Here is a 20696-nt window from a genome sequence, read left to right as displayed (position 1 = left end):
ACAGAAAAGCGGCTTTTGTGCTGGTTATTCCCCAGCCATTTCTTCATAATACCGTGAAAGTTCAATAATCATCGCGCCCATCCGCTCAATCTCCGGAGCAAGCAGCCTTGTGATGCCTTCTTCCCGCAGCGCTTCAGCAGTCACTTTTCCGACAGCCGCTGCGATGGCACGCTCTTCGAATACAGCCCTCACTTCATTGATAAAGCCACGCTCCTTGGCAAATTGAAACAGAGAACGAACCTGAATGGCCGTGGTAAAACAAACAGCATCCAATTCACCATTCAGCAGTTCCCGGCATAGCTGTTCCACCGTTTCCTCCTCTGGCGGGATATGCTGATAAGGGAGTATCGGCAAAACTGAAGCTCCTTTTTCTTTCAAAAATGCTATGAGGGCAGGTGCATTTTCTCCGTGAAGCTGCACCATTACTTTTTTTCTTGAAAAGTCGTAAGGCTCCAAGGACCGGATCAATCCGCTGGTTGTCCCATCTTCATCAGAAGCCTCTGCGGTGATGCCAAGCTTTTTTAACGCAGACAATGTTTTGTACCCTCGGCACGCCGCTTTAGCCTGGCGAATCGCCAGCAGAAACTCGTCCTTTATTCCGATTTTCTCTGCCATCTTCACAAGCGTCTCCGTACCGATGCCTGTCGTAAAGATCACCCAGTCGGCTTTTTCTTCCGCAAATTTGCGCAGCTCCGGCTCCACCTGCTCCTCTGCCAAGTACACCGTTCCTTGGAGAGGCCGAACGACAGGAATTCCGCCCTGTTTTTCAATGATTGTGCTGATTTCTTCCGTTTTCCGAGAACCGCCGATCGCAATGCGTTTTCCATGTAAACCTTTACCCATATCCGTTCCTCTCCTCTTTGCCAGCTTAGTCTTTATATGTATATAACCTTTAATAAAGCTATTGTGTCGCAAACCAAGGGAGAAATCAAGATGAACCAAATGCCTCTCATTACCCGTTGAATACACCGGATGCATGCTGTAATATAAACAACAGACACGCTTTAACGGAGGATCGACCATGGAAACAAAAGAAGAATACGAAACAAAAGGCTACGACACATCGGTTATTTATGAATTCAACGAATATCCCGACGTCCATAGCGGACGCTGTGATAATTGTGACTATACGCTTTTTAAAAGCTCCGTAAAAGGCGGAAAGTTTTTGAGAGAATGCCGGAGATGCGGGATGAAAAAGAATATTTAATAGAAGATGTTCGCGGGGCAGGGATTAGCCTCTGCACCCGAGAACAAGCTGGAGAAAGCGGGATTCATTATTTTATTTTCGCTGCAATCTCCAGCCCTTTGTATATCATTCCCACTGTCTCTTCCGGCGTCATCTCTGACGAATCCAGCCACAGGCCAAGACGCGGTGTTTCTGACTGCAAGACGGCATCGAGAGATTCAATGCTGATATCTCCATATCCTTTTTTCTTGCGTGCTGATTCTCTTGCGGCTATTATGTCAGCTCGGGGTGCCAACACGATCACATACAATGGACGATAACTGATCAACTTCACCATTTCTTCTAACATAGGTCCGATGATCACATCCTGCACCACCGTATGAAACCCCGCTTCAGCATACATATCCGATACGTTAGCCGCCAGCCGGTAGCGAAGACGCAACTGTTCCAGCGCCTCAGCTGAAGGAGTGTCTGACATTTGCATTTCGCCGTTTACAATCATTTTTCTAAATATATCTCCCCTGATATGAACGCTCTTGTCTAAACGCTCAGAAAGAAGCTGGGCAACTGTGGACTTCCCCGCTGCCATCACCCCTGTAATCAGATAGACGGCGTTTTCTTTACTCATTGCATCCCATCCTTTTTAAAAGAAGAAAAACCGAAATCTCAGCAGATTTCGGGTGCAAATGTGTTATTGCGGAACAACAGACTTTTTTATGAAGGCTTCAATTTCCGCGGCTGCCTTCTCCGCTCCGCCTGCTTCTTTTACGTCTTTCTGCATGTCTTTTACACGGTTGAGCATTTCTTTATCTCCGGATACGTCCTGAACTGCCTTCTGCAAACGGGAGACGCTGACCTCTTCTTTCGGCAAATAGACGCCGAGGCCTAATTCATCAATACGCCGGGCAGTGAGCTCCTGCTCATACATTTGCGGAATCACCACAAGCGGTACCCCCGCATTCATTGCCTCCATCGTACTGTTCATTCCTCCGTGAGAAACAAACAGATCGGCTTTCGCTAAGATATCCAACTGCGGAACGCGCTGGCGAACTGTAAAGTTGTCAGGAATGTCACCTAGACTGTCAGGTTCAATTGATATCCCTGTTGACATCACAACATGCCAGTCGGAATTCCGAAATGCATCTATACACATACGATAAAATTCCGGCCATGCGTTAAAAGCGGTTCCCAATGAAATCAGCATGAGCGGACGATTGCCTGTTTCCGGCAGCAGACTCTCTTGTTCACCTCGTTTTCCAAGTGAAGGGCCGACAAAGCAGAATCGCTCATCAAAGGTTTCGTTTTTAATCTGAAAAGACCGCGGCATAAAGACAATATTTAACGCTTCCGGTATAGCTAAGTGTTCAAATGAGACAGCCGGTAAGTTTTCTTTCTCAAGGTAAACCTGGAAATCGGCCTCCGCTTGTTTGAGTTGCTTGAGCATCTCTTCACTTCCAAGCTGGAAGGATTCATTTTGCGCATAGGAAGAACAGAGCCTGATGGCCGGCACATTCAGCTTATCAGCAAACAATTTTCCCGCAAATGCGATAAAATCATAAACGATAAGATCAGGCCTGTCATTTTGATATAATTCTTCAAGCTGAGGCAAGATTTCGAGCGATTCTTTTAAAATGCTAATCGGTGTTTCATTTTTCTCTATCATTTCCTTAATGCGTTCCGGTTCCACGTTAATCGTAGTTTGATATAGAAGCGGGCTTGCCCCTGCTTGCTTCACCGCAGGCGCGAATTCCTCAGTCGTCGCATAAGTGACACGGTGCCCTTTTTCACAAAGCTTCTCCACTAACGCAAGAGTGGGATTCACATGTCCGTATGCCGGGATATTAATAATTGAGATATGATGCTGTCTCATCATTTCAGCCTCCAATTTTCATATTATATGTTGACGCGAAAACTCTTTAGTCCGTATATCACGCTATTTTCAATCGGGGTGATACTGACTGGCTCCATATGAGAAAACGTTTGAGTCAATGCCGTTAACGCGATGGCTGCTTCAAGCCGTGCAAGGGGAGCCCCAAGACAAAAATGAATGCCGTGGCCAAACGCAATATGCGGATTGGGATGGCGGTGAATATCAAACTTGTGCGCCCTGTCAAACTTCGCTTCATCACGATTTGCTGACGCTACAAACGCTAACACCATGTCGCCTTCTTTCATCTGCTGGCCACCAATCTCCGTATCCCGCTTGGCAATTCGCCGCAAAACAGGTGCAGGCGCCCTGAAACGCAGAGCTTCCTCCACCGCCTGAGGCACCAGCTCTGGATGCCGCCGCAATTCGTCATAAGCGCCAGGCGTGTCTAAAATGCTGTACATCGCGTTTGAAATCAAGTTCGTTGTCGTTTCGTTTCCCGCCACAAGCAGCAATGTACAAAACGGAATCAGCTCTTCTCCGGAAAGCTTCTCGCCGGTTTCTTTCGCTTTAATTAAAATGGAGATGATGTCCTGTTCCGGTTTCTTCCGTTTTTCTTCTATGATGCCGGCAAAAAACGCGGCTAGCTCTTCCTCGCATTTGTTCCGCTCTTTCAGAAAGGCTCTCTCCGCTTCCTCACTTCCATCTCTTGGTGTGCTCACCAAAATATCAGACCATGTCTTAAACGCATCCATATGCTCTGAAGGAACGCCTAAAAGCTCAGATATTACAATGACAGGAAGCGGATATGAGAAATCCTGGACCAAATCAAACTCGCTTCGTCCATGAAAACGATGTATCAGATCATCTGCGATGTCTTGAATTCTTGGTTCCCACTGCTTCATGACACGCGGTGTAAACGCTCTATTGACAACAGAACGGATTTGCGTGTGTCTTGGCGGGTCCATATTAATGATCGAATTCCCGATAGAACTTGTCTGCTCCGGCATATAACTGGAGAAAAGCTCTTTATCCCCAATCACTTTTTTGACATCATCATAAAGAAAAACACTCCATACTTGATTGTCTTCATCATAGGTAACAGGAGCTTCCTTTCTCATCGATTCGTACCACGGAATCGGATGATAAGCATCCTGTTTATTTTTTCCGTTCATCAGTGCACGCTGCAAAGCTTGTCGCCGATTTACCACATTCATGCTTTTCCCCTCCCCATGAAAGAAAAGATTCAGCAATTGACGAACTTCACCACCTCCTGCTATCGAAAAAGAGAGGGACATCCATTTTGTCGTCTGAAACAGCAGGCAGGTCTTCAAGATGCCGGTGCAGGCATCATATAATCTCCCTCGAATGTTGTTCATCTTACCATAATCTTTCAATTTTTTTCTATTACGCACACCCGATTTGGTTCACAACGTGACCTTAGGCATGCTCATCGATTTTAGAAACGCAATCAATAGCTTATGAAAATCTCACACGTCGCCCTCATCCGCAACGTAAGCACTACTCTAAAAGATGACTTTTCCATTATGTAAAGCAAGCTGAAGATATGATTAAATAGAAAGTAAAATGGTGAAGGAGAGAACAAATGACAGCACAGATCAACCGTAAAAAACTAGTTGTCGGCATCGTACTTTCACTTGCATTTGTATTGTTTGTGTTCTCTTTTTCTGAGAGACATTCAAAACCGCTCGTTGAGGGAAAAAAACAGGAAAACTGGCATACTGTGGTCGACAAAGCCTCTGTCGATATATATGGAAGCCGTTTAGTGGAAGAAAGCAAACTAAAACAAAAGCTCGGCCATAAACAAGCCGATTCGGTACTAACCCTTTTGAAGCTAGCCAGCGAAAAACATATTGCCCTGTAAAAACAAAAAAGAGCCTCCGGCTCTTTTTTGTTTAATCAAATACAGTTTTTTTATCTGGATGACGCTGAAAGTCAAAAAGCATGCTGAGCTGTGACTGTGTGTTTCGTTTTGGAGAAAGCGGAGGGAGCCTGTCTTCCGGAAAAAAAGCGGCATGGTTCGTCTCAATCCCGGTTTTCTGCTGTCCGCCCGTTATGCTGCATTCAATGAAGATCTTATAGTAATGATAAGGCTGAGGGGGGTGAGGATGCTTATGGCTGTCCAGCACGGCCAGTAATCGAGAAGGCACTGTATCGTAACCCGACTCTTCTTTGATTTCCTTGATCACATTTTCAGCGGGTGATAAACCAATTTCACAAAAACCGCCTGGGAGTGACCACAGCTCGTCATGCTTCTCCCGGACAAGCAATATGCGATTCTCTCGAAATACCGCGCCGCGAACATCCGCCTTCGGTGTCGGATAGCCTTTCTCGCCTTTCCATAAATCAGTGATGACTTCAATGTCCTTCTCAGAGTAATCTGCCATCATCTCCAAGCTCAGTTCCATCAGTTCTTCGTATCTTTCCCTGTCATACACATCCTTGGAAAACGCGAGTCCCGCCTGTGCGATCGCCTGAATTCGCTGTGCCCGTTCCAGCCATTTGGTTTGCACGTTTATCACTCGTCCTTTCAAGTTATTTTTCTCTATAAAAAATGCACGTTTCACTAATGAAAAACGTGCAGCTGTAAATCAAGTTCTAATCTAATTTCACCAAATAATCAATATCGTCCTTTACTCTCTCTTCAGTATTACTGCTATTTGTATCAGCTAAAAACGGATTATATACCAGTGTGTAATGTTTCTGTTCTCCTTTAGGGATGACATAACTGAGTACACCTGTAACCTTTTTCCCTGATGTCAGTGTTCCTGTCATCAGGATCCTGCCCTTCTCTTCTATTGAAAAAACCGGCTGGACTGATTGATTTTTCTTGTCTTTTAAGTCTAACCCGAGAAAATTGTATTGCATTGAATCTTTCTCTATGTTTTCTATCGTAACTTCTATAATGAGCCGTTCCTCATCATCTTTTATTGTTTTTGGCTTCGAGTCTACAGCTCCTCCAAATTCCGAATATTCACCTTTTTGCACTCTATCAACTTTATTCACTGTAAAATTCGTATGTCCCGCTTTAAACGTTTCTCCTATTTTATGTATTTGATCATCTTTTTTAATCTTCGGCTCACCGCCTTTTTTCAGTTCCTTATCAAGTTCCTTTTCAAGCTCTTCTTGCGTTTTTTCTTTCGGTTTTTCCTTCTCTGACGCATCACTCGATTGACTGCACGCGGAGAGCGCAAGCCCGATTGTCAGTACAAATAATAGTAATAAGACTTTTTTCACGACTGTTCCCCCATCTAAAGTAATCGTTTTCTATTATAATCCGATTTTCCCTTTTCTTAACAGGTAAGAAAGTAGTGAATTTTTCTGCCTCATTCATTACAAACTTACTTTTTTCTAGTATTTGAATATTTTTTGCTAGTCCATTAGACCTTTTCATCAAAAAACCCGAGCTGGCATTAGCCGGCTCGGGCGGATGTCAATCTCGCTTATCCATTCCCCTTTTCTCTCGGGGTTCCTGATGATGTTTTTGATGTTCAGGAGGCTGAGTTGTGCGTTCCAGCTCCTTTGTATCTTGTCCCATTCCTTTTAAAAAGGAGAACAGCAGCGTAACCGCTTTGTTGATTTCCGGGTCTTTAAGCGAACGGATGATATCAAAATAACCTGTTTTCTCTTCGCTGTTCTTCTGTTCTACCGCGTTCGCCACACCGGCATTCACTTTCAAAATGAGCGGCTCCAGCTGTTTGACATCCAGCATGCCGAGCGTTCCAAACAAGAGGAGCAGGTTTTTAAGCATATTGGCCGTTTCCTCTGTATCTGCCTTTTTTACTAGGATGTCAAGGACTTTATCACCTTGGCCAAAAAGGCCGCGGAGCAAAGGCAGCACGCCCCGTTCGTTCATGTGCCCCAGCATATGCAGGGTCTCCAGAATGGCTTCTTTGTTGTCGACTAAGGCATCTTCGATTTCTTCCAAATCACGTTTGCGCTGATCTTCTTCGGTCACCTGTACTTTCTGAATGCGTTTAATCGCTTTAGCCATTGTGCCCAGTCCCCCTTTTCACAGCATCGCCAGGGAAGATGTAATCCTTCCGCGCCCATTTTTTATGAACCTGCACACCGATTTGCGGCTGGGGATTTCCGTTGCGGTGATTGATTTTAGGCAGCGGATTGATTCCATCCTGCTTCAAGATTTCCATCTTCGCTGATGTTTCTTTGTACGCAGGCGTGTCAGTATCCTTGTCCGCGTGGCTGCCTGTTAACAGGTTGATCGCCGCTTCCCCAGAATCGTTCATTGGCAGATACACTTCCTTCCCTTTGACACGATCAGTGATCAGGCATTTCACCTTCACGTTTCCAAAAGGCGACGTGAGTCTGACAAGGGTCCCGTCCTGGATCCCCCGTTCTGCCGCAAGCTCTGGAGAAATTTCTAAGAATACATGCGGCGTTTTTTCAGAAATGCCTTTTGATTTATACGTCAGGTTTCCTTCATGGAAATGCTCCAAGAGTCTGCCGTTATTTACATGGATGTCATATTCCTCACCGAACTCCTCAGGCTCAGTCCATTGAACCGGATAAAGAATCGCTTTGCCATCCGGGAAAGGAAAGCGTTCTGTAAAGAGTAAAGGTGAATCCTTCCCATCAGCACTTACAGGCCATTGCAGGGAGTTGTAGCCCTCAAGACGTTCATAGGTTACTCCTGCATAAATTGGTGACAGCATTGCAGCTTCTTCCATAATGTCGGAAGGATGCTCATAATTCCAATTGGCCCCAAGCTCATTCGCTACCTCCATAATAATCTGCCAGTCCGGCTTTGATTCACCCATAGGTTCAAATACCTGGTATAAACGCTGAATACGGCGTTCAGTGTTTGTAAAGGTTCCTTCTTTTTCAAGGCTCGGGCTCGCAGGAAGAACAACATCTGCAAATTCTGCCGTCCGAGATAGGAAAATGTCCTGCACAACAAAGAAATCAAGTTTTTCATATGCGGCGTGTACATGATTGATATTAGAATCGACAAGGCCCATTTCTTCCCCTTTTACATACATCGCTTTCAGCTGGCCGGAATGGATTTTTTCAATCATTTCATGGTTGGTCATGCCCGGCTCCTTCGGCAGCTGCACACCCCAGGCTTGTTCGTATTTCTTGCGGACTTGTTCATCCTTCACTTTTTCATAGCCCGGCAGGCTGTCTGGCATGCTTCCGAAGTCACTTGCTCCCTGCACGTTGTTATGGCCGCGTAATGGATAAGAACCCGCCCCCGGTTTTCCGTAGTTTCCTGTAACAAGCAGCAAATTTGAAATCGCAGTGCTTGTATCGCTGCCTCCAATGTGCTGTGTCACGCCCATGGCCCATAACGCGCACACACTGTCAGCCTCATGAATCATTTCAGCCATTTGAATCAGGGTTTGTTTATCAATTCCGGTTTTCTCCTCTGCATATTCAAGTGTGTACGGCGCAAGGCTTTTCACGTATTCATCCCGGCCGTTGACCCTTTCCTGCAAAAAGCGCTCATCTGCCTTGCCGTTTTCAATCAGATATTTGGCGATGGCATTCAGCCAGACGATATCTGATCCGGCACGCGGCTGAACAAATAGATCAGAATGCTCAGCCATTTCGTGTTTTCTGATATCAGCCACGATAACCTTCTGCCCTCTCAGCTTGTGGGCCCGTTTAATGCGGGTAGACAATACCGGGTGCGACTCTGATGTGTTCGAACCGATAATTAAAACAAGATCTGCCTGGGCGATATCTGTAATCGATCCTGAGTCACCGCCGTATCCGACTGTCCGGAACAGGCCGGCAGTAGCCGGAGACTGGCAATAGCGCGAACAGTTATCCACATTATTTGTGCCGATAACCCCTCTGGCCAGCTTTTGCATCAGGTAGGATTCTTCATTCGTACATTTAGACGACGTGATAAAAGCAAGTGAGTCAGGGCCACATTCTTCTTTCAATTCAGTGAACTTGCTTGCGATCAGTGTTAAGGCTTCCTCCCACTCTGCTTCCCGGAAATGGTCGCCTTCGCGGATGAGCGGTTTTGTCAGACGCTCCTCGCTGTTTACAAAATCCCAGCCGAACTTGCCTTTTACACAAGTGGAAATGCCATTGGCAGGCGCCTCCTCCTGCGGCTCCACTTTCAGAATATCTCTGCCTTTTGTCCAAACATCAAAACTGCAGCCGACACCGCAATAGGTGCAGACGGTTTTGGTTTTTTTGATTCGTTCATCACGCATGGCAGATTCCATGTCAGAAATGGCTAGAATTGAGCCGTATCCTGTCTCTACGCCTTTCGTAATCTCGATCATCGGGCGCAGTGATTCGTTATTGATGCCTGTTAAATATCCCGCTTCCCCTTCCATTCCTTTTTCCATCATCGCGTTGCACGGACATACGGTTGAGCAATGGCCGCACGACACACATGACGACTCGTTAATCGGCACGTCATGATCCCAAATGACGCGCGGGCGTTCCCGCTCCCAGTCAATCGTCAGTGTTTCTGTCACCTGTACGTCTTGGCATGCTTCGACACAGCGGCCGCACAAAATACATTGATCAGGATCATACCGGTAAAACGGATGGGATTCATCCTTATGATAAGGCTTTTGATCAAACGGGATGCTTTGGTGATTGATTTTCATTTCCTTCACCGTATTATGTATTTCGCATCCTCCATTGTTGTAATCGCAAACTGTACAGTAAAGCTCATGATTATATAAGATTTTATCCATCCCGATGACCTGTGCCTTTTTCACGTCAGACGCAAGCGTATCAATGACATCGCCATCCTTTATTTCAGCTGAGCACGATCTCTTCAGCTCACCATTGATGCTGACGATACACGTATCACATGTTTCTATCGGCCCAAGGCTCGGATGATAGCATACTTGCGGCACTTCGATTGAACTGTTATTCAAAAGCTGCAGCACCGTCTGGTCTCCGGCTGTCTCCATCTCAACGCCGTTTATGGTTACTTTTTTTGTGTCCGCCATCTCCATTCCCCTTTCTTGCGTTTATATACCGAATTACCCATTTCAGTTCCCTTACATGTGCTGATTAAAACATACAGAGCGCATACAAATGTTTTAATGCACGAACACCGGGAAACGTCATGATAGACAAAAAGGGAGGGATAACCATGAAGAAAACCATTTCCGCATTAACAGCGGCGGCAGCACTGTCAGGCACTGTTTGTGGCTTTGGGACGGCAATTCCGGCAAAAGCTGCCGCTCAGACAAATCCGCCTGCTGAAGAAACAACCTCATCATCCGCTGAGCTTGTAAAAAATCTTTATAACACCGCTTTTACAGGTGAAATGCCGCAGCAGGTACAAGGTCTTACGATTAACAAAAGCACAAAAGGGGATGTCCATGCCAAGATGGGAGAACCGGAAAGACCGGCTGGAGGAAACAATATGTTTGATCTATACAGCTGGAATATGGGAAATCCCGGCTACGGCTTTTCCTATAACAAAGACATGACCATTTCAGAAATCCGTTACTTTGGAACCGGAGTAGAACGCCGTCTGAATCTTGGAGGGGTTACACCGGATGTGCTGAGCGATCAAATTGGCCCCGCCGACCGAATTTTAACCGTCCCATTCACGGATGAAATCGACTATATCTATGATACAGGCCGTTATGAGCTCCATTTCGTCATTGGAAAAGACCAGACAGCCGACCATGTCAATCTAAGAGCAAGATAAAAGCACTTGCGGCTCCAGCCGCTTTTTTTATGGACAAAGTGAGGATGGATTCCTTACAATACATGGGAGGAAAATACGGGAAGAGGTATCAATCATTAATGAGTAGGAAACGGTTCATATATGCGGCCTTTACAATCCTCATCATTGGGTTGGGACTGGGGTCAAGAGCGTTCTCCAGTTTTCTCCCGGATATCGTCAATGCCTATCTCGGAGATGCACTGTGGGCCGCAATGATTTTTACGGGCTGCGGCTTTCTGTTTCAGACGATGAAAACCATCACAACAGGAATTATCAGCCTTTTATTTTGTGTTATTATCGAATGCAGCCAGCTGTACCATGCTGAGTGGATCGACCGGATCAGGGACACTTCGCTCGGCGGCCTCGTGCTGGGGTACGGATTTTTATGGAGCGATATCATAGCTTATACGATGGGAATTGTCACCTGCACACTCATAGAGCTGATCCATCAAAACATCAAAAAGCGCCGCTGACGTGACGCTTTTTCTTATGTCGAGAACAGCCCGCACTGAGACAGAATCGTCTCTGTATCCAAGAGTGTGGCCTCCTTTATATCGACCCGGTGTTTATTCATAAAAGACTGAACAGCATGATATCCAACCGCATATCCGGCAAAAGCAGATAATCCCGCCGGCTCAAAGCCTTGCGCTTTCGCTATTTGATCTCCAAACATGTAACGGCTCACCTCCGAAAAGCCTTTTACATCAATCACCTCTTTTATGACTTCAATGGAATATTGCAAATCGTCCCGATCAAAGCGAGTAACCCAAGGGCCTAATTGTTCTTCGCCAAAGAGCTCCCGCGCAAATGACTCAGCCAGCCCTTCAATGACAAGATAATCCCCGACCGACACAGAACCTCGCTGAAAATCAAAATACGAAAACCGCAGATTATGGTGAAATTCATGGGCAATCATCGATGAAATCCTCAGAAGGTTATAGCTGTTCGGATACATCCAAACGTGAATAAAGCCTGGAATTCCCCCAAACCCACAATACCCTTTTTGCAGCTTCAGCTTGCTTGGATCAGCAATGTAAAGCCCGAACCTCATTTCTTCCGCATTTACTCGCAGCTTTTCACGCTCGGCAAAATGTATACACTGCTGCAGCGCAGATTCAGCAGTCTCGGCAATATGCAATTGCTGCAGTTTTCTTAATGCTTTCTGTCCGGTTTCAGCATCACACACATCCAAATAACCAAGCATCTTTACAGCCATGATTACATCATATCCATTCGGTGTCTTCGCTTTTAGGGGAACCCGTATGGCGCTCCACATTTTTTCAAACGGTCCCATCATCGTATACCGAAATTCGTCCGCTCTTTCGTGTTCTTCCATCGAAAACAGCTTTTCATATTGCTGAAAAGTCTGTTCTATTACGATATTCATCCTAATCCCTCCTTACAAAAAAATATACGGTATGCCGCAGCGTAAGGGTCAACAGAAAAAATTAAGCCTTTCTGCCCTATAAAATCGAAGCCGGCCGCCGATAGGTAAGGCATAGGAGGTGTAGCAATGGATATTCCTGCATTATCAGTTGCCATGCATCAAGCAAATCTGGCCCAAAATGTTGATATCGCTTTAACGAAAAAGATGCTGGACACTGCCCAGCAAAATGCTGACCAAACCCTTAAGCTGATTCAGCACCCGACGCTCGGACAAACCATTGACCTGAAAGCTTAGCTTCACACCCCAGGCGGCCAAGTACTCCATCCTCCCGGCCGCCTTTATTTTTCACAAAAAAGCATGCATGTTTTGGCCTTTCCTCCGTATGATTTATTGTTTGTCATTTTAAGGGGGTCAGGAAGAAATGAAAAGAATGGTTAAAAAGGTGTCTTTGGTGTTGTTCGCGTTCGTATTTATTTTTGCCATCAAGGGAGCACCCGCTCATGCGGAAACGCATGCCTACGATGGAAAAAGCCCTTATTACAATGATTGTGCGTCCAGCGCCACCACAAAAAAATCTTCTAACTTAGTGAACGCAAACAATCAAGTCATCGGAGTCGTCGAGCTCAAGTTCAGCAGTACATGCAAAACGGCATGGGCAAAAATAACGATGAACAACACCTTGACAACAGGCTATGAAGCAAACGCTGAAATAACCCGGAACACAGACAAAAAGAGATATAACTGTGACTCTGCAGGCGGCAATGGCAAAGCGGTGGCAGGCCAAAAATCTTGTTATACGCCTATGGTCTATGACTTAGACCCGAGAACCTCCTACGCTTTCGGTAAATATTCAGGCCCCAACCTGAATGTATGGGCAACCACAGGCTCTTATTAAAAAGAAAAAAGGCTGTCCAACGGGCATTTCCCGCGACAGCCTTTCCACATTTATTTCGCTTCCCTTTGTTTTTTTACCTCTTCAAGCTGAGTGACCGTCACCAATTGATAGCCTTGATCGGTCAGTCTTTTGATAATCTCATCGGCAGCATCAGCAGAAGTGCCGTAAATATCGTGAATTAAAATCGTCTTTCCGTCAGCCGCGTGGCTCATGACTCGGTTGACAATTGTATTTTTATTTCGGTCTTTCCAATCTTCCGGATCAATGTCCCATAACGCGACATCCATTTTCAGCTTGCTGCGCAGTTCATCATTAATGCCGCCATATGGAGGACGCACAAGCGTCGGACGATACCCGCTTATTTTTTCAATCATGTCCTGCGTGTCATTGATCTGCTTTACAGCCTCTTTCACTGAAAGCCTTGTGAGAAGCGGATGGCTCCATGAGTGGTTCCCCACTTCATTTCCTTCTTTCAGCATTCTTTTTAACGTTTCCGGATAATATTGAACCCTGCTGCCCAGCACAAAAAACGTTGCATGCCCTTCATATTTCTTCAAGGAGTCCAGAATCTGATTTGTTGTCGCAGGATTCGGGCCGTCGTCGAAAGTAAGCGCAATGACTTTTTTATTCGGATCAACTGTTTCTTCCTTGGGTAATGAAATGACTTCGTGCTTCGGTTTTTGTTCTTTGATTTTATTTTTGTTTTTCGCTTTATCAATATATTGTTCTTTCAATATATCTTTTAAAAGATTTTTCTTAATCGCAATCGACTGCTCTCCAAGATAGCCCGCAGCGACTTGATATGTATCAAAATAAAACTCGATATAATCTTCCTTGACGGCAAAACGGCTGAAATTTTCTTTTGCCGGTGCAGTTCCTTCTTTTAACAATTCGTCGTCCGCTGCAATGTCCTTATTCTTTTTAAGCTCATGATAAGCGATCAGCGAAAGCTTTTGTAAATAATCAGAGTCCCTTTTGAAAATATCATCAATAGAAAGAAAGGCTTCCTTGCTAAAATCAAAGTTAAATGTTTTTTTTACGGTTTGTCCATGCGCGCCGCCTATGTATTTATATTCATTAAAGACCACTGCCGCTGTCTGCTTGGCATAATGAACAATTTCATAATCGATGTTGAGTTCATTGCGCTTTTTTGTATGCTCCTGGTCAGCATCTTTCGTTTCCTTCTGAAATTGGCGAACCTCTTTCTCTGCGAAACTCTTTAATGCCGCATCCATTTTTTTATTTTTAAAGACAGGGTAGTTGACCGCGTAATTGAAGGTTTTCCCGTCATTCACAAGCGTTGCGATCTCCACATCTCCATACTGAGAATCGGTTTTCACCTGATTCATGACCGTTTCTTTTTTTGATGTATTATGGCAAAAGCCAATAAGCCCTGCCGCACAAACAACTGCTAATAATACTTGAAACCATTTGATTCTTCTCGCCAACAACACAAACTCCTTCTTTCGTAATCACTTCGATTTATATCCCATCAAAAGATTCAGATGATGTTCTTTATGCTCATTCGTACTCAATTAGAAATATTTTTGTAACATTAAAGTAACATTTATTTCACTTTTGTAATAATAGGAGATTTAGAAGTTCTTGTCAATCCCTTTCTGAGGATTTACTCAATTTAAAAAAACAATTTGGTCGATGGACATACACCCATTTCTCATATCAGGAATAAGGTAAACAGAATAAAAAATGCTAGGGAGGTAACCCTCTTGGAATTTCCTGTTAATTACGATCAGTTTGAGCAAGTTTCACCTTTTGACGAAAGACAGCCATATTACTACCCGCGTCCGCGCCCTAGACCGCCATTTTATCCGCCTTATTATTACCCAAGACCGTTTTATCCGTTTTATCCGCGTCCGCCTTACTACTACCCTCGCCCTCCTTACTACCCTTGGTACGGGTACGGCGGCGGATACGGCGGCGGATATGGAGGATACAACAGATAGCAGGCGGTGTTTACCGAAATGGGGGCAGTCCAGCTCCCCTTTTTTTGTATAAAAATTGACAATGCCATGACAAATACAGGAAATCATTGTGGTCTGGCTGGGCTCTTGGTACGATAACAAAAGCATACAGTTTTGGGGGAGGCGTCTATTTTTGGATAATTCAAGAGTTTCTGCTCCGATTTCTGAAACAAAATACATAAAAGCCTCGAACCGGGTATCCGTTTACGATTTTATAAAGCTTGCAAAACCCGGCATTATCATATCAAACTCGATAGCAGCCTTCGGCGGATTTTGGATCGCATTTGTGAGCTCAGAAATACCATTAACAGGACTCGCTTTTTTTATGACAATGATAACGGCAATGCTTGGAACCGCGTTCGTCATGGCCTCCGGCACTGTCTACAACAACTATTTTGATCGGCATATGGATGCAAAAATGGAGCGCACCCGCAGCAGGGCCTCAGTCACAGGAAAAATGCCGCCGGCTTTGATCTTAACGTATGGCTCTGTTTTAGGAATATCAGGTCTTGCCATGCTGTATTCCCTCAACCCTTTAACTGCAATTCTCGGACTGGCCGCCTTTATTTTTTATGCCATCATCTATACAGTATGGGTGAAACGGGCCTCGGTATGGAGCACGTTTGTCGGAAGCTTTCCGGGAGCTGCTCCGCCGCTGATGGGTTATTGTGCCATCACAGGAGAAATCAGTGTAACCGCCGTCATGTTATATGCCATTATGTTTCTGTGGCAGCCCCCGCATTTTTGGGCTATTGGGATAAGACGCAAAGAGGAATATCGGGCGGCTGGTGTCCCGCTCTTGCCTGTTGTAAAAGGAAATCATGTAACGAAAGTAAAAATGATTCAATATATTGCTGTCCTGGTGCCGGTCACGCTATTATTTCCTTTTTCTCTCGGCACCGGCCATATAAGCCCATTTTATTTTTTAACTGCCTTGGTTCTCGGAGGTATATGGATCAAAAAAAGCATGCAAGGATTCAAAACAGACGATGACGTAAAGTGGGCAAAGGATATGTTTGTCTACTCACTCATTTATTTTTGCTTGCTGTTTTTTGTCATGATGATTGATTCATTTGTAATGTTTTTAATCAGATGATTTTATGCAAAAAGAGCCACACATTAATGTGACTCTTTTTTGTTTGGAAAAACAGTCTCTAATAGAAAAGTCAGGATAATAAACACAGCCGCGCAAATCAAAAATCGGACGATTTCAGTCAAAATCCAGCTATGGGCAATACTCATATCATCGGTTTCCTGGAGGACTGCACATATTGAAAAAATAGTGAGTATGTTTTTTAGGATTTCTTTGTTCATGGACACCATCACTTTCTGGATATGATCACCAATATCCAAAATAACACATAGCTAAGAGCGGCAAAAGCCGAAAGAGCAAAAAAGTACCAGCCCAGGCTGAACCAAACTCCAATGAAATACATACTGGCTCTCCATTCTAAGATATGAATATATTACAGATTAAGATCCTTTCCATTGTCAGCTATCCCCATCCGGAAATAAAGAAAAAATTGTCCAACCCCCTACATTATGGTAATATATGATTTACTTTTCTCATGTTCATTGATTTGGAGGCGTACGATGAAAGGGATTGTTTTAGTTGTTCAGCTTGGATTTTCATTCATGGCTTTTCTGTTTTTAGCCGCTGTCAATTGGTATCAAGGAAGCGAGCTTGTTTCAGATCAATTCGATTGGAATTACACAGCCAAATTTTCAAAGCTCCTTAACGGCATTGACACCATCACCAGCCCCAAACATATTTCACAGCTGGACTTTTTCATATACTCTGCGAAACACTATCCGGTCATGAGTATACTGATGATCTGTTCGTTTTTATATGTGTTATTATCACTTTTTTTGCTGATTCGCGATTGCCACACGGCTCGGTAAAGAATATGTCATTACCACATGCCCCATTGAAATACCATAAAAGGAGCACCGTTATGATCCTCCCCCTCTTTTTTCTTTAATCACCAGTTCATCTAAAGGATATGGCAAGGCGTAGCTCGCTCCGCGTACTTGATTTCTAAGCATTCCACGATTAGGTGCGCGATTTACATCTTCTCTATATTCGTATGGTCAATCAGAACTGCGTTTGTATGATCCGAACTTGAATGTTCTTGCCTCATTGGTTACTTTCGGTTTCACCTTTTGTTTTTCCATCTTTCGGAACTTTTCTCTCGCTCTTTCGTATAACCTTACAGGAGGTATCACATGATGAAAGAGTATGAATTCGTTAGAGTCGAACTTAGTACCATGAGAAGAAGACCCAAAGAAGACTACCAACAAATCATTCGTGACTATGCTCAAAGAGGATGGAAGTTTATTCAGATTTTCGCCCCTAGTATAGACGGGTATGGAGCAGCTGCTTATTTTGAAATGATATTTGAAAGAGATGTGGAAGATGCTTAGTCTTTATGGCTAAGCATTCTTATCATTGAGTAACTTATATTTATAAATGACAAATCATAAAAAGCTTACAATTAGTAAGCTTTTTTGACCCTTCATGACAAAGAAATACTCTAGTTTTTTCAATCGTGCTTCAAACTTCGCTTTCGTTTTCGCTCGATAAAGTCCATGCATCAGTTCGATGCTTAATCATTTACTTTCCCAGTATACACATAGATCACCTGTCTTAGAAATTCAGCTAATCCCTCACCATGTTGATCGTAATATCGCTTAAAGCGCTCATCTGATACATACATCTCCCCTAGACCTGCATGAGCTTCTTTGCTGTAGTCGCTCCAATGATAAAGAAGCCATTTTTTGTGCAATTCCGCCGCTTTCAAGGCGTCTTCACTTTTTGGATCTCCTTCTTCAAATGCTTTTTTAAGTTTTTCAAACATTTCTTTTTCTGTAGCGGTCAGCTCTTCATATTGCTCCTTTGTCATATTCAACACTTTTTGGTTAGTTTCTTCCACCGCTTCTTCTCCATACTTTTGGCGTATTTCCGCTCCGTATTTCCTCTCGTTTTCTTCCACAAGCTCTTTTTTAAATCCTGTAAATTTCTCTTCATCTCTCATCTTTTCATTTCTCTCCTCTGCATGAATTGTTTTCTCTACATTTTGTATAAGGCTATCAATCCGGGCTCTTTCTTCTAGAAGCTCTGCATGATGATCCTTTAATGCTTTATGACGATTGAAAGATGGGGAAAAGATTAATTTTTTTATCTCCTCTAATTGGAAACCTAACTCTCGATAAAATAAAATGTGCTGTAATTCGTTGATTTCTTTTTCCCCATAAATTCGGTATCCTGATGAATTAATCCGTGCTGGCTTTAAAAGGTTAATCTCATCATAATACCTAAGCGTTCTTGTGCTGACTCCCGCTAATTTGGCTAACTTCTGAACGGTATATTCCATTTCTTCTCCCTCCTTATACATTAACCGTACACTTTGACGTAACGTGAATGTCAAAGCTTTTTAAAAAAAGATCTCCTTGAATGTTTCAAGGAGATGATTTATCTGCAACATGTCATATACCGAAACTTATTTGATGTCTCTATTAAGAAGTTCTTTTAAAAGTTGATTGAACTCCTCCTGCTGTTTTATATTTTTGCGGCCATTTCGATTAATTGCTGCTAGTTCACAGACAATGCCAGCCGAAATGAAAAACAATAAACCTTCAAGCATATAGCATCCTCCAACGTTTAAGAGATAGTCAACTGTGTTTGTTCATTTTTTAAAGACTGCTTATCATTTTTATCTTCCTTACGCTGAAAAATGTTATTTAGAATAAGCGCTGTCATGACAAGCAGTGTTCCTGCTACATCAAAAGTGGTTATTTTAGATCCTTGTATCATCATGATTAACAATGTAGTAATGGGAACAAAGTTAATAAATAAAATCCCGTTAATGGGTGATAAAATTTTAACACCATAGTTCCAGCTAAGGAGAGCTACGATACCTGGTAAAGTAATCATAAATATTAAGTCATACTTAATTTCAGCAATCACATTTATACTAGGTATGGACACGTATCCTTGAGCGGTGAGCGCAGCTGTTAGAATACCTGTTACAGCTGTACCGAATAAACACGTCAATGTTGAATAGCGAAGTGTAGACCATTCTTGAAATAGCTGTCCCCCCATTGTATAGATTACCCATCCCACAACACCCATTAAAATAAAGGTTAGCGAAAACAGGTTATCTCTCAATGTATAAAAGAAACTCATATCGCCTTTGGTAATAACGAATGCGGCTCCAAAAAAAGCAATTATAATAGATATAATCTTATATTTTTTCGGTTTCACATGTTTATATCCCCACAGGATAAAAATAGAAATGATTGGCATAAGAGCCTCTGCAATAGACGCAGTCATGATTCCAGACTCCCCCATCAACCTTTGGCCCCAAAAAATAAAAACGTTGTATACAGTAAACGCCATTACACCAAAAAAAATGAGCAATTTTGCTTTACCCTCTAAACGAAATGATTTCTTCCCCTCCCTTACCAATAATAAAATCACTAAGATAACTGCTACCACGCCATATCGAATAGTTGAAAAATAAAATGGATCAACAAATGCTAATGCATGATCTGCAACTGGAAACATTGCGCCCCACGACATACTTGCTACTAAACATGTGAGGACACCAATGAATAATTGACCGTTCTTCATTGTCATTCCCCTCCTTTTCTTGTATTGACAATGAGAATTATAAAAAGAAGGATGACATCATGTAAAATGAATAAAAATGATGAAAAACATCATTTAGAATGATATTTTAAATGAAGGAGGGATACTAAATGGAACTGCGAGACTTACAAATTTTCCAAAGCGTTGCCCATCACAAAAGTATTACCGGCGCTGCAAAGGAATTAAGCTATGTACAATCCAATGTAACAGCACGTATTAAGCAATTAGAAAACGAACTCAAAACACCTCTTTTCAATCGGCATAAAAAAGGGGTAACATTAAATCCTGAGGGCCGAAAAATGCTTGAATACGTTAACAAAATCTTGAAAGATGTTGAAGAGCTAAAACAAGTCTTTCTTGATAGTGATATCCCCTCTGGAATATTAAAAATCGGTACAGTGGAAACAGTGAGGATACTGCCGACCATCTTAGCCTCCTATTATAAAAAGTATCCAAACGTGGATTTATCATTGCAGGCTGGTTTAACGGAGGAGCTTATTGAGAAGGTAACCAACCACGAATTAGACGGGGCTTTTATATCAGGGCCAATTAAGCATTCATTTCTCGAACAATATGATGTCTATACTGAACAACTTACTCTAGTAACGGCAAATAAAACGTTTCAAATAGAGGATTTTATGACGACGCCGATCCTTGTGTCTAATCAAGGATGCGGATATCGTTCCAGGCTGGAACATTGGCTCAAAGATGAAGGTTTACTGCCAAAAAGAATTTTGGAGTTTAACATTCTAGAGACCATTTTAAATAGTGTTGCGCTTGGTCTTGGAATCACAGTCGTACCCGAATCTGCCATAACACATCTTTCAGCCGCTGGTAAGGTTTATTGTCACCCGCTGCCTGAGAAATATAGCATGATCTCAACCATCTTTATTCGGCACAAAGACGCTTACATGACAAATTCGATGCGCAGCCTGCTGATGACGATTAGTGAGCATCAAAGGATGAGTATGTCTTAAGGGAGTCTGCTACTGCTTTGTTCTCACCGCCAAACTTATGCATATTCCTGTTAGC

At 43.3% G+C, this 20696-nt stretch carries 25 protein-coding genes; 11 read left to right on the top strand and 14 right to left on the bottom strand.

Annotated features, from left to right (window positions below):
- Window positions 1–24: 24 nt before the first annotated feature.
- Window positions 25–843 carry a uroporphyrinogen-III synthase gene (locus tag UJ203_RS09090; protein WP_322010111.1) on the bottom strand — a complete coding sequence of 273 codons (819 nt, stop codon included), beginning with the start codon at window positions 841–843 and terminating at the stop codon, window positions 25–27.
- A 178-nt stretch (window positions 844–1021) separates the two neighbouring features.
- Between UJ203_RS09090 and UJ203_RS09085 the strand changes: the two genes are divergently transcribed.
- A complete protein-coding gene (locus tag UJ203_RS09085; protein ID WP_010333860.1) occupies window positions 1022–1207 on the top strand; it encodes a hypothetical protein in 186 nt (61 codons plus the stop codon).
- Between the two features lie 67 nt (window positions 1208–1274).
- Here UJ203_RS09085 and UJ203_RS09080 read toward each other — a convergent pair whose 3' ends face one another.
- From UJ203_RS09080 to UJ203_RS09070, 3 genes are all read right to left on the bottom strand, one after another.
- Window positions 1275–1814: an AAA family ATPase gene (locus UJ203_RS09080; protein WP_322010108.1), complete on the bottom strand. Its 540-nt coding sequence runs from the start codon at window positions 1812–1814 to the stop codon at window positions 1275–1277.
- A gap of 63 nt (window positions 1815–1877) precedes the next feature.
- The gene (locus UJ203_RS09075) at window positions 1878–3056 is read right to left on the bottom strand and encodes a macrolide family glycosyltransferase (RefSeq protein ID WP_322010105.1); all 1179 of its coding nucleotides are present in this window, start codon (window positions 3054–3056) and stop codon (window positions 1878–1880) included.
- 23 nt (window positions 3057–3079) lie between these two features.
- The gene (locus UJ203_RS09070; RefSeq protein ID WP_322010103.1) at window positions 3080–4270 is read right to left on the bottom strand and encodes a cytochrome P450; all 1191 of its coding nucleotides are present in this window, start codon (window positions 4268–4270) and stop codon (window positions 3080–3082) included.
- Window positions 4271–4659: 389 nt separating this feature from the next.
- Between UJ203_RS09070 and UJ203_RS09065 the strand changes: the two genes are divergently transcribed.
- A complete protein-coding gene (locus UJ203_RS09065) occupies window positions 4660–4938 on the top strand; it encodes a hypothetical protein (protein WP_024121023.1) in 279 nt (92 codons plus the stop codon).
- 31 nt (window positions 4939–4969) lie between these two features.
- Here the strand turns inward: UJ203_RS09065 and UJ203_RS09060 are convergent, their stop codons facing one another.
- From UJ203_RS09060 to fdhF, 4 genes are all read right to left on the bottom strand, one after another.
- Window positions 4970–5596 carry an NUDIX hydrolase gene (locus tag UJ203_RS09060; RefSeq protein WP_322010634.1) on the bottom strand — a complete coding sequence of 209 codons (627 nt, stop codon included), beginning with the start codon at window positions 5594–5596 and terminating at the stop codon, window positions 4970–4972.
- A gap of 76 nt (window positions 5597–5672) precedes the next feature.
- Complete coding sequence (locus tag UJ203_RS09055; RefSeq protein ID WP_322010100.1) at window positions 5673–6311, bottom strand: DUF4352 domain-containing protein; 639 nt, start codon at window positions 6309–6311, stop codon at window positions 5673–5675.
- Between the two features lie 196 nt (window positions 6312–6507).
- Window positions 6508–7068, bottom strand: coding sequence for a DUF1641 domain-containing protein (locus UJ203_RS09050; RefSeq protein ID WP_202852849.1), 561 nt, complete (start codon window positions 7066–7068; stop codon window positions 6508–6510).
- Window positions 7061–10018: a formate dehydrogenase subunit alpha gene (gene fdhF / locus UJ203_RS09045; RefSeq protein ID WP_322010096.1), complete on the bottom strand. Its 2958-nt coding sequence runs from the start codon at window positions 10016–10018 to the stop codon at window positions 7061–7063. Before fdhF ends, UJ203_RS09050 begins: the two co-directional genes overlap by 8 nt.
- Window positions 10019–10164: 146 nt before the next feature.
- Between fdhF and UJ203_RS09040 the strand changes: the two genes are divergently transcribed.
- Window positions 10165–10731: a YjgB family protein gene (locus UJ203_RS09040; RefSeq protein ID WP_322010094.1), complete on the top strand. Its 567-nt coding sequence runs from the start codon at window positions 10165–10167 to the stop codon at window positions 10729–10731.
- Between the two features lie 98 nt (window positions 10732–10829).
- On the top strand, window positions 10830–11222 hold the full coding sequence (locus tag UJ203_RS09035) for a DUF2809 domain-containing protein (protein WP_322010092.1): 393 nt from the start codon (window positions 10830–10832) through the stop codon (window positions 11220–11222).
- A 14-nt stretch (window positions 11223–11236) separates the two neighbouring features.
- Here the strand turns inward: UJ203_RS09035 and UJ203_RS09030 are convergent, their stop codons facing one another.
- Window positions 11237–12136, bottom strand: a complete 900-nt coding sequence (locus UJ203_RS09030; RefSeq protein ID WP_322010080.1) for a DUF2268 domain-containing protein — start codon at window positions 12134–12136, stop codon at window positions 11237–11239.
- 126 nt (window positions 12137–12262) lie between these two features.
- Here UJ203_RS09030 and UJ203_RS09025 point away from each other — a divergent pair, with 126 nt between their 5' ends.
- Both UJ203_RS09025 and UJ203_RS09020 read left to right on the top strand, forming a co-directional pair.
- Complete coding sequence (locus tag UJ203_RS09025; protein WP_105953689.1) at window positions 12263–12430, top strand: YjfB family protein; 168 nt, start codon at window positions 12263–12265, stop codon at window positions 12428–12430.
- A 127-nt stretch (window positions 12431–12557) separates the two neighbouring features.
- A complete protein-coding gene (locus UJ203_RS09020) occupies window positions 12558–13031 on the top strand; it encodes a YjfA family protein (RefSeq protein ID WP_198097811.1) in 474 nt (157 codons plus the stop codon).
- A 50-nt stretch (window positions 13032–13081) separates the two neighbouring features.
- Here the strand turns inward: UJ203_RS09020 and UJ203_RS09015 are convergent, their stop codons facing one another.
- Complete coding sequence (locus UJ203_RS09015) at window positions 13082–14482, bottom strand: polysaccharide deacetylase family protein (RefSeq protein ID WP_305933935.1); 1401 nt, start codon at window positions 14480–14482, stop codon at window positions 13082–13084.
- Window positions 14483–14758: 276 nt separating this feature from the next.
- On the opposite strand from UJ203_RS09015, the gene UJ203_RS09010 reads away from it, so the two are divergent.
- Entirely contained in the window at window positions 14759–14995 is a 237-nt protein-coding gene (locus tag UJ203_RS09010; RefSeq protein ID WP_024121014.1) for a hypothetical protein, read from the top strand.
- 124 nt (window positions 14996–15119) lie between these two features.
- Entirely contained in the window at window positions 15120–16109 is a 990-nt protein-coding gene (gene cyoE, locus UJ203_RS09005; RefSeq protein ID WP_322010632.1) for a heme o synthase, read from the top strand.
- Window positions 16110–16132: 23 nt separating this feature from the next.
- On the opposite strand, the gene UJ203_RS09000 is transcribed toward cyoE, so the two are convergent.
- Complete coding sequence (locus UJ203_RS09000; protein WP_255238331.1) at window positions 16133–16255, bottom strand: hypothetical protein; 123 nt, start codon at window positions 16253–16255, stop codon at window positions 16133–16135.
- Window positions 16256–16606: 351 nt separating this feature from the next.
- Here UJ203_RS09000 and UJ203_RS08995 point away from each other — a divergent pair, with 351 nt between their 5' ends.
- The gene (locus tag UJ203_RS08995; RefSeq protein WP_322010058.1) at window positions 16607–16915 is read left to right on the top strand and encodes a YjdJ family protein; all 309 of its coding nucleotides are present in this window, start codon (window positions 16607–16609) and stop codon (window positions 16913–16915) included.
- Window positions 16916–17242: 327 nt separating this feature from the next.
- Entirely contained in the window at window positions 17243–17437 is a 195-nt protein-coding gene (locus UJ203_RS08990; RefSeq protein WP_024121010.1) for a DUF4177 domain-containing protein, read from the top strand.
- Between the two features lie 182 nt (window positions 17438–17619).
- On the opposite strand, the gene UJ203_RS08985 is transcribed toward UJ203_RS08990, so the two are convergent.
- The 3 genes from UJ203_RS08985 to UJ203_RS08975 all read right to left on the bottom strand — a co-directional run bounded on the left by UJ203_RS08985 (window position 17620) and on the right by UJ203_RS08975 (window position 19646).
- The gene (locus tag UJ203_RS08985; RefSeq protein WP_322010057.1) at window positions 17620–18387 is read right to left on the bottom strand and encodes a MerR family transcriptional regulator; all 768 of its coding nucleotides are present in this window, start codon (window positions 18385–18387) and stop codon (window positions 17620–17622) included.
- 126 nt (window positions 18388–18513) lie between these two features.
- Window positions 18514–18657: a YrzO family protein gene (locus tag UJ203_RS08980; RefSeq protein ID WP_024121008.1), complete on the bottom strand. Its 144-nt coding sequence runs from the start codon at window positions 18655–18657 to the stop codon at window positions 18514–18516.
- 17 nt (window positions 18658–18674) lie between these two features.
- Window positions 18675–19646, bottom strand: coding sequence for a DMT family transporter (locus UJ203_RS08975; protein ID WP_322010056.1), 972 nt, complete (start codon window positions 19644–19646; stop codon window positions 18675–18677).
- Window positions 19647–19774: 128 nt separating this feature from the next.
- On the opposite strand from UJ203_RS08975, the gene UJ203_RS08970 reads away from it, so the two are divergent.
- Window positions 19775–20641 (top strand): LysR family transcriptional regulator, encoded by an 867-nt coding sequence (locus UJ203_RS08970; protein ID WP_322010053.1) that lies wholly within the window; start codon window positions 19775–19777, stop codon window positions 20639–20641.
- The last annotated feature ends 55 nt before the right edge of the window (window positions 20642–20696 follow it).

The sequence above is a fragment of the Bacillus sp. V26 genome, assembly GCF_034296245.1.
Taxonomy (GTDB): domain Bacteria; phylum Bacillota; class Bacilli; order Bacillales; family Bacillaceae; genus Bacillus; species Bacillus halotolerans.
This window is presented reverse-complemented; position numbering and strand designations above follow the sequence as displayed.

Coding starts and splice junctions, on each gene's coding strand:
- UJ203_RS09025 (WP_105953689.1), top strand. CDS start 12,263: ATGGATATTCCTGCATTATCAGTTGCCATGCATCAAGCAAATCTGGCC.
- UJ203_RS09065 (WP_024121023.1), top strand. CDS start 4,660: ATGACAGCACAGATCAACCGTAAAAAACTAGTTGTCGGCATCGTACTT.
- UJ203_RS08975 (WP_322010056.1), bottom strand. CDS start 19,646: ATGAAGAACGGTCAATTATTCATTGGTGTCCTCACATGTTTAGTAGCA.
- UJ203_RS09080 (WP_322010108.1), bottom strand. CDS start 1,814: ATGAGTAAAGAAAACGCCGTCTATCTGATTACAGGGGTGATGGCAGCG.
- UJ203_RS08970 (WP_322010053.1), top strand. CDS start 19,775: ATGGAACTGCGAGACTTACAAATTTTCCAAAGCGTTGCCCATCACAAA.
- UJ203_RS09000 (WP_255238331.1), bottom strand. CDS start 16,255: ATGAGTATTGCCCATAGCTGGATTTTGACTGAAATCGTCCGATTTTTG.
- UJ203_RS08990 (WP_024121010.1), top strand. CDS start 17,243: ATGAAAGAGTATGAATTCGTTAGAGTCGAACTTAGTACCATGAGAAGA.
- UJ203_RS09050 (WP_202852849.1), bottom strand. CDS start 7,068: ATGGCTAAAGCGATTAAACGCATTCAGAAAGTACAGGTGACCGAAGAA.
- UJ203_RS09075 (WP_322010105.1), bottom strand. CDS start 3,056: ATGAGACAGCATCATATCTCAATTATTAATATCCCGGCATACGGACAT.
- UJ203_RS09030 (WP_322010080.1), bottom strand. CDS start 12,136: ATGAATATCGTAATAGAACAGACTTTTCAGCAATATGAAAAGCTGTTT.
- UJ203_RS09085 (WP_010333860.1), top strand. CDS start 1,022: ATGGAAACAAAAGAAGAATACGAAACAAAAGGCTACGACACATCGGTT.
- fdhF (WP_322010096.1), bottom strand. CDS start 10,018: ATGGCGGACACAAAAAAAGTAACCATAAACGGCGTTGAGATGGAGACA.
- UJ203_RS09070 (WP_322010103.1), bottom strand. CDS start 4,270: ATGAATGTGGTAAATCGGCGACAAGCTTTGCAGCGTGCACTGATGAAC.
- UJ203_RS09040 (WP_322010094.1), top strand. CDS start 10,165: ATGAAGAAAACCATTTCCGCATTAACAGCGGCGGCAGCACTGTCAGGC.
- UJ203_RS08985 (WP_322010057.1), bottom strand. CDS start 18,387: ATGGAATATACCGTTCAGAAGTTAGCCAAATTAGCGGGAGTCAGCACA.
- UJ203_RS09035 (WP_322010092.1), top strand. CDS start 10,830: ATGAGTAGGAAACGGTTCATATATGCGGCCTTTACAATCCTCATCATT.
- UJ203_RS08980 (WP_024121008.1), bottom strand. CDS start 18,657: ATGCTTGAAGGTTTATTGTTTTTCATTTCGGCTGGCATTGTCTGTGAA.
- UJ203_RS09090 (WP_322010111.1), bottom strand. CDS start 843: ATGGGTAAAGGTTTACATGGAAAACGCATTGCGATCGGCGGTTCTCGG.
- UJ203_RS08995 (WP_322010058.1), top strand. CDS start 16,607: ATGAAAGGGATTGTTTTAGTTGTTCAGCTTGGATTTTCATTCATGGCT.
- UJ203_RS09020 (WP_198097811.1), top strand. CDS start 12,558: ATGAAAAGAATGGTTAAAAAGGTGTCTTTGGTGTTGTTCGCGTTCGTA.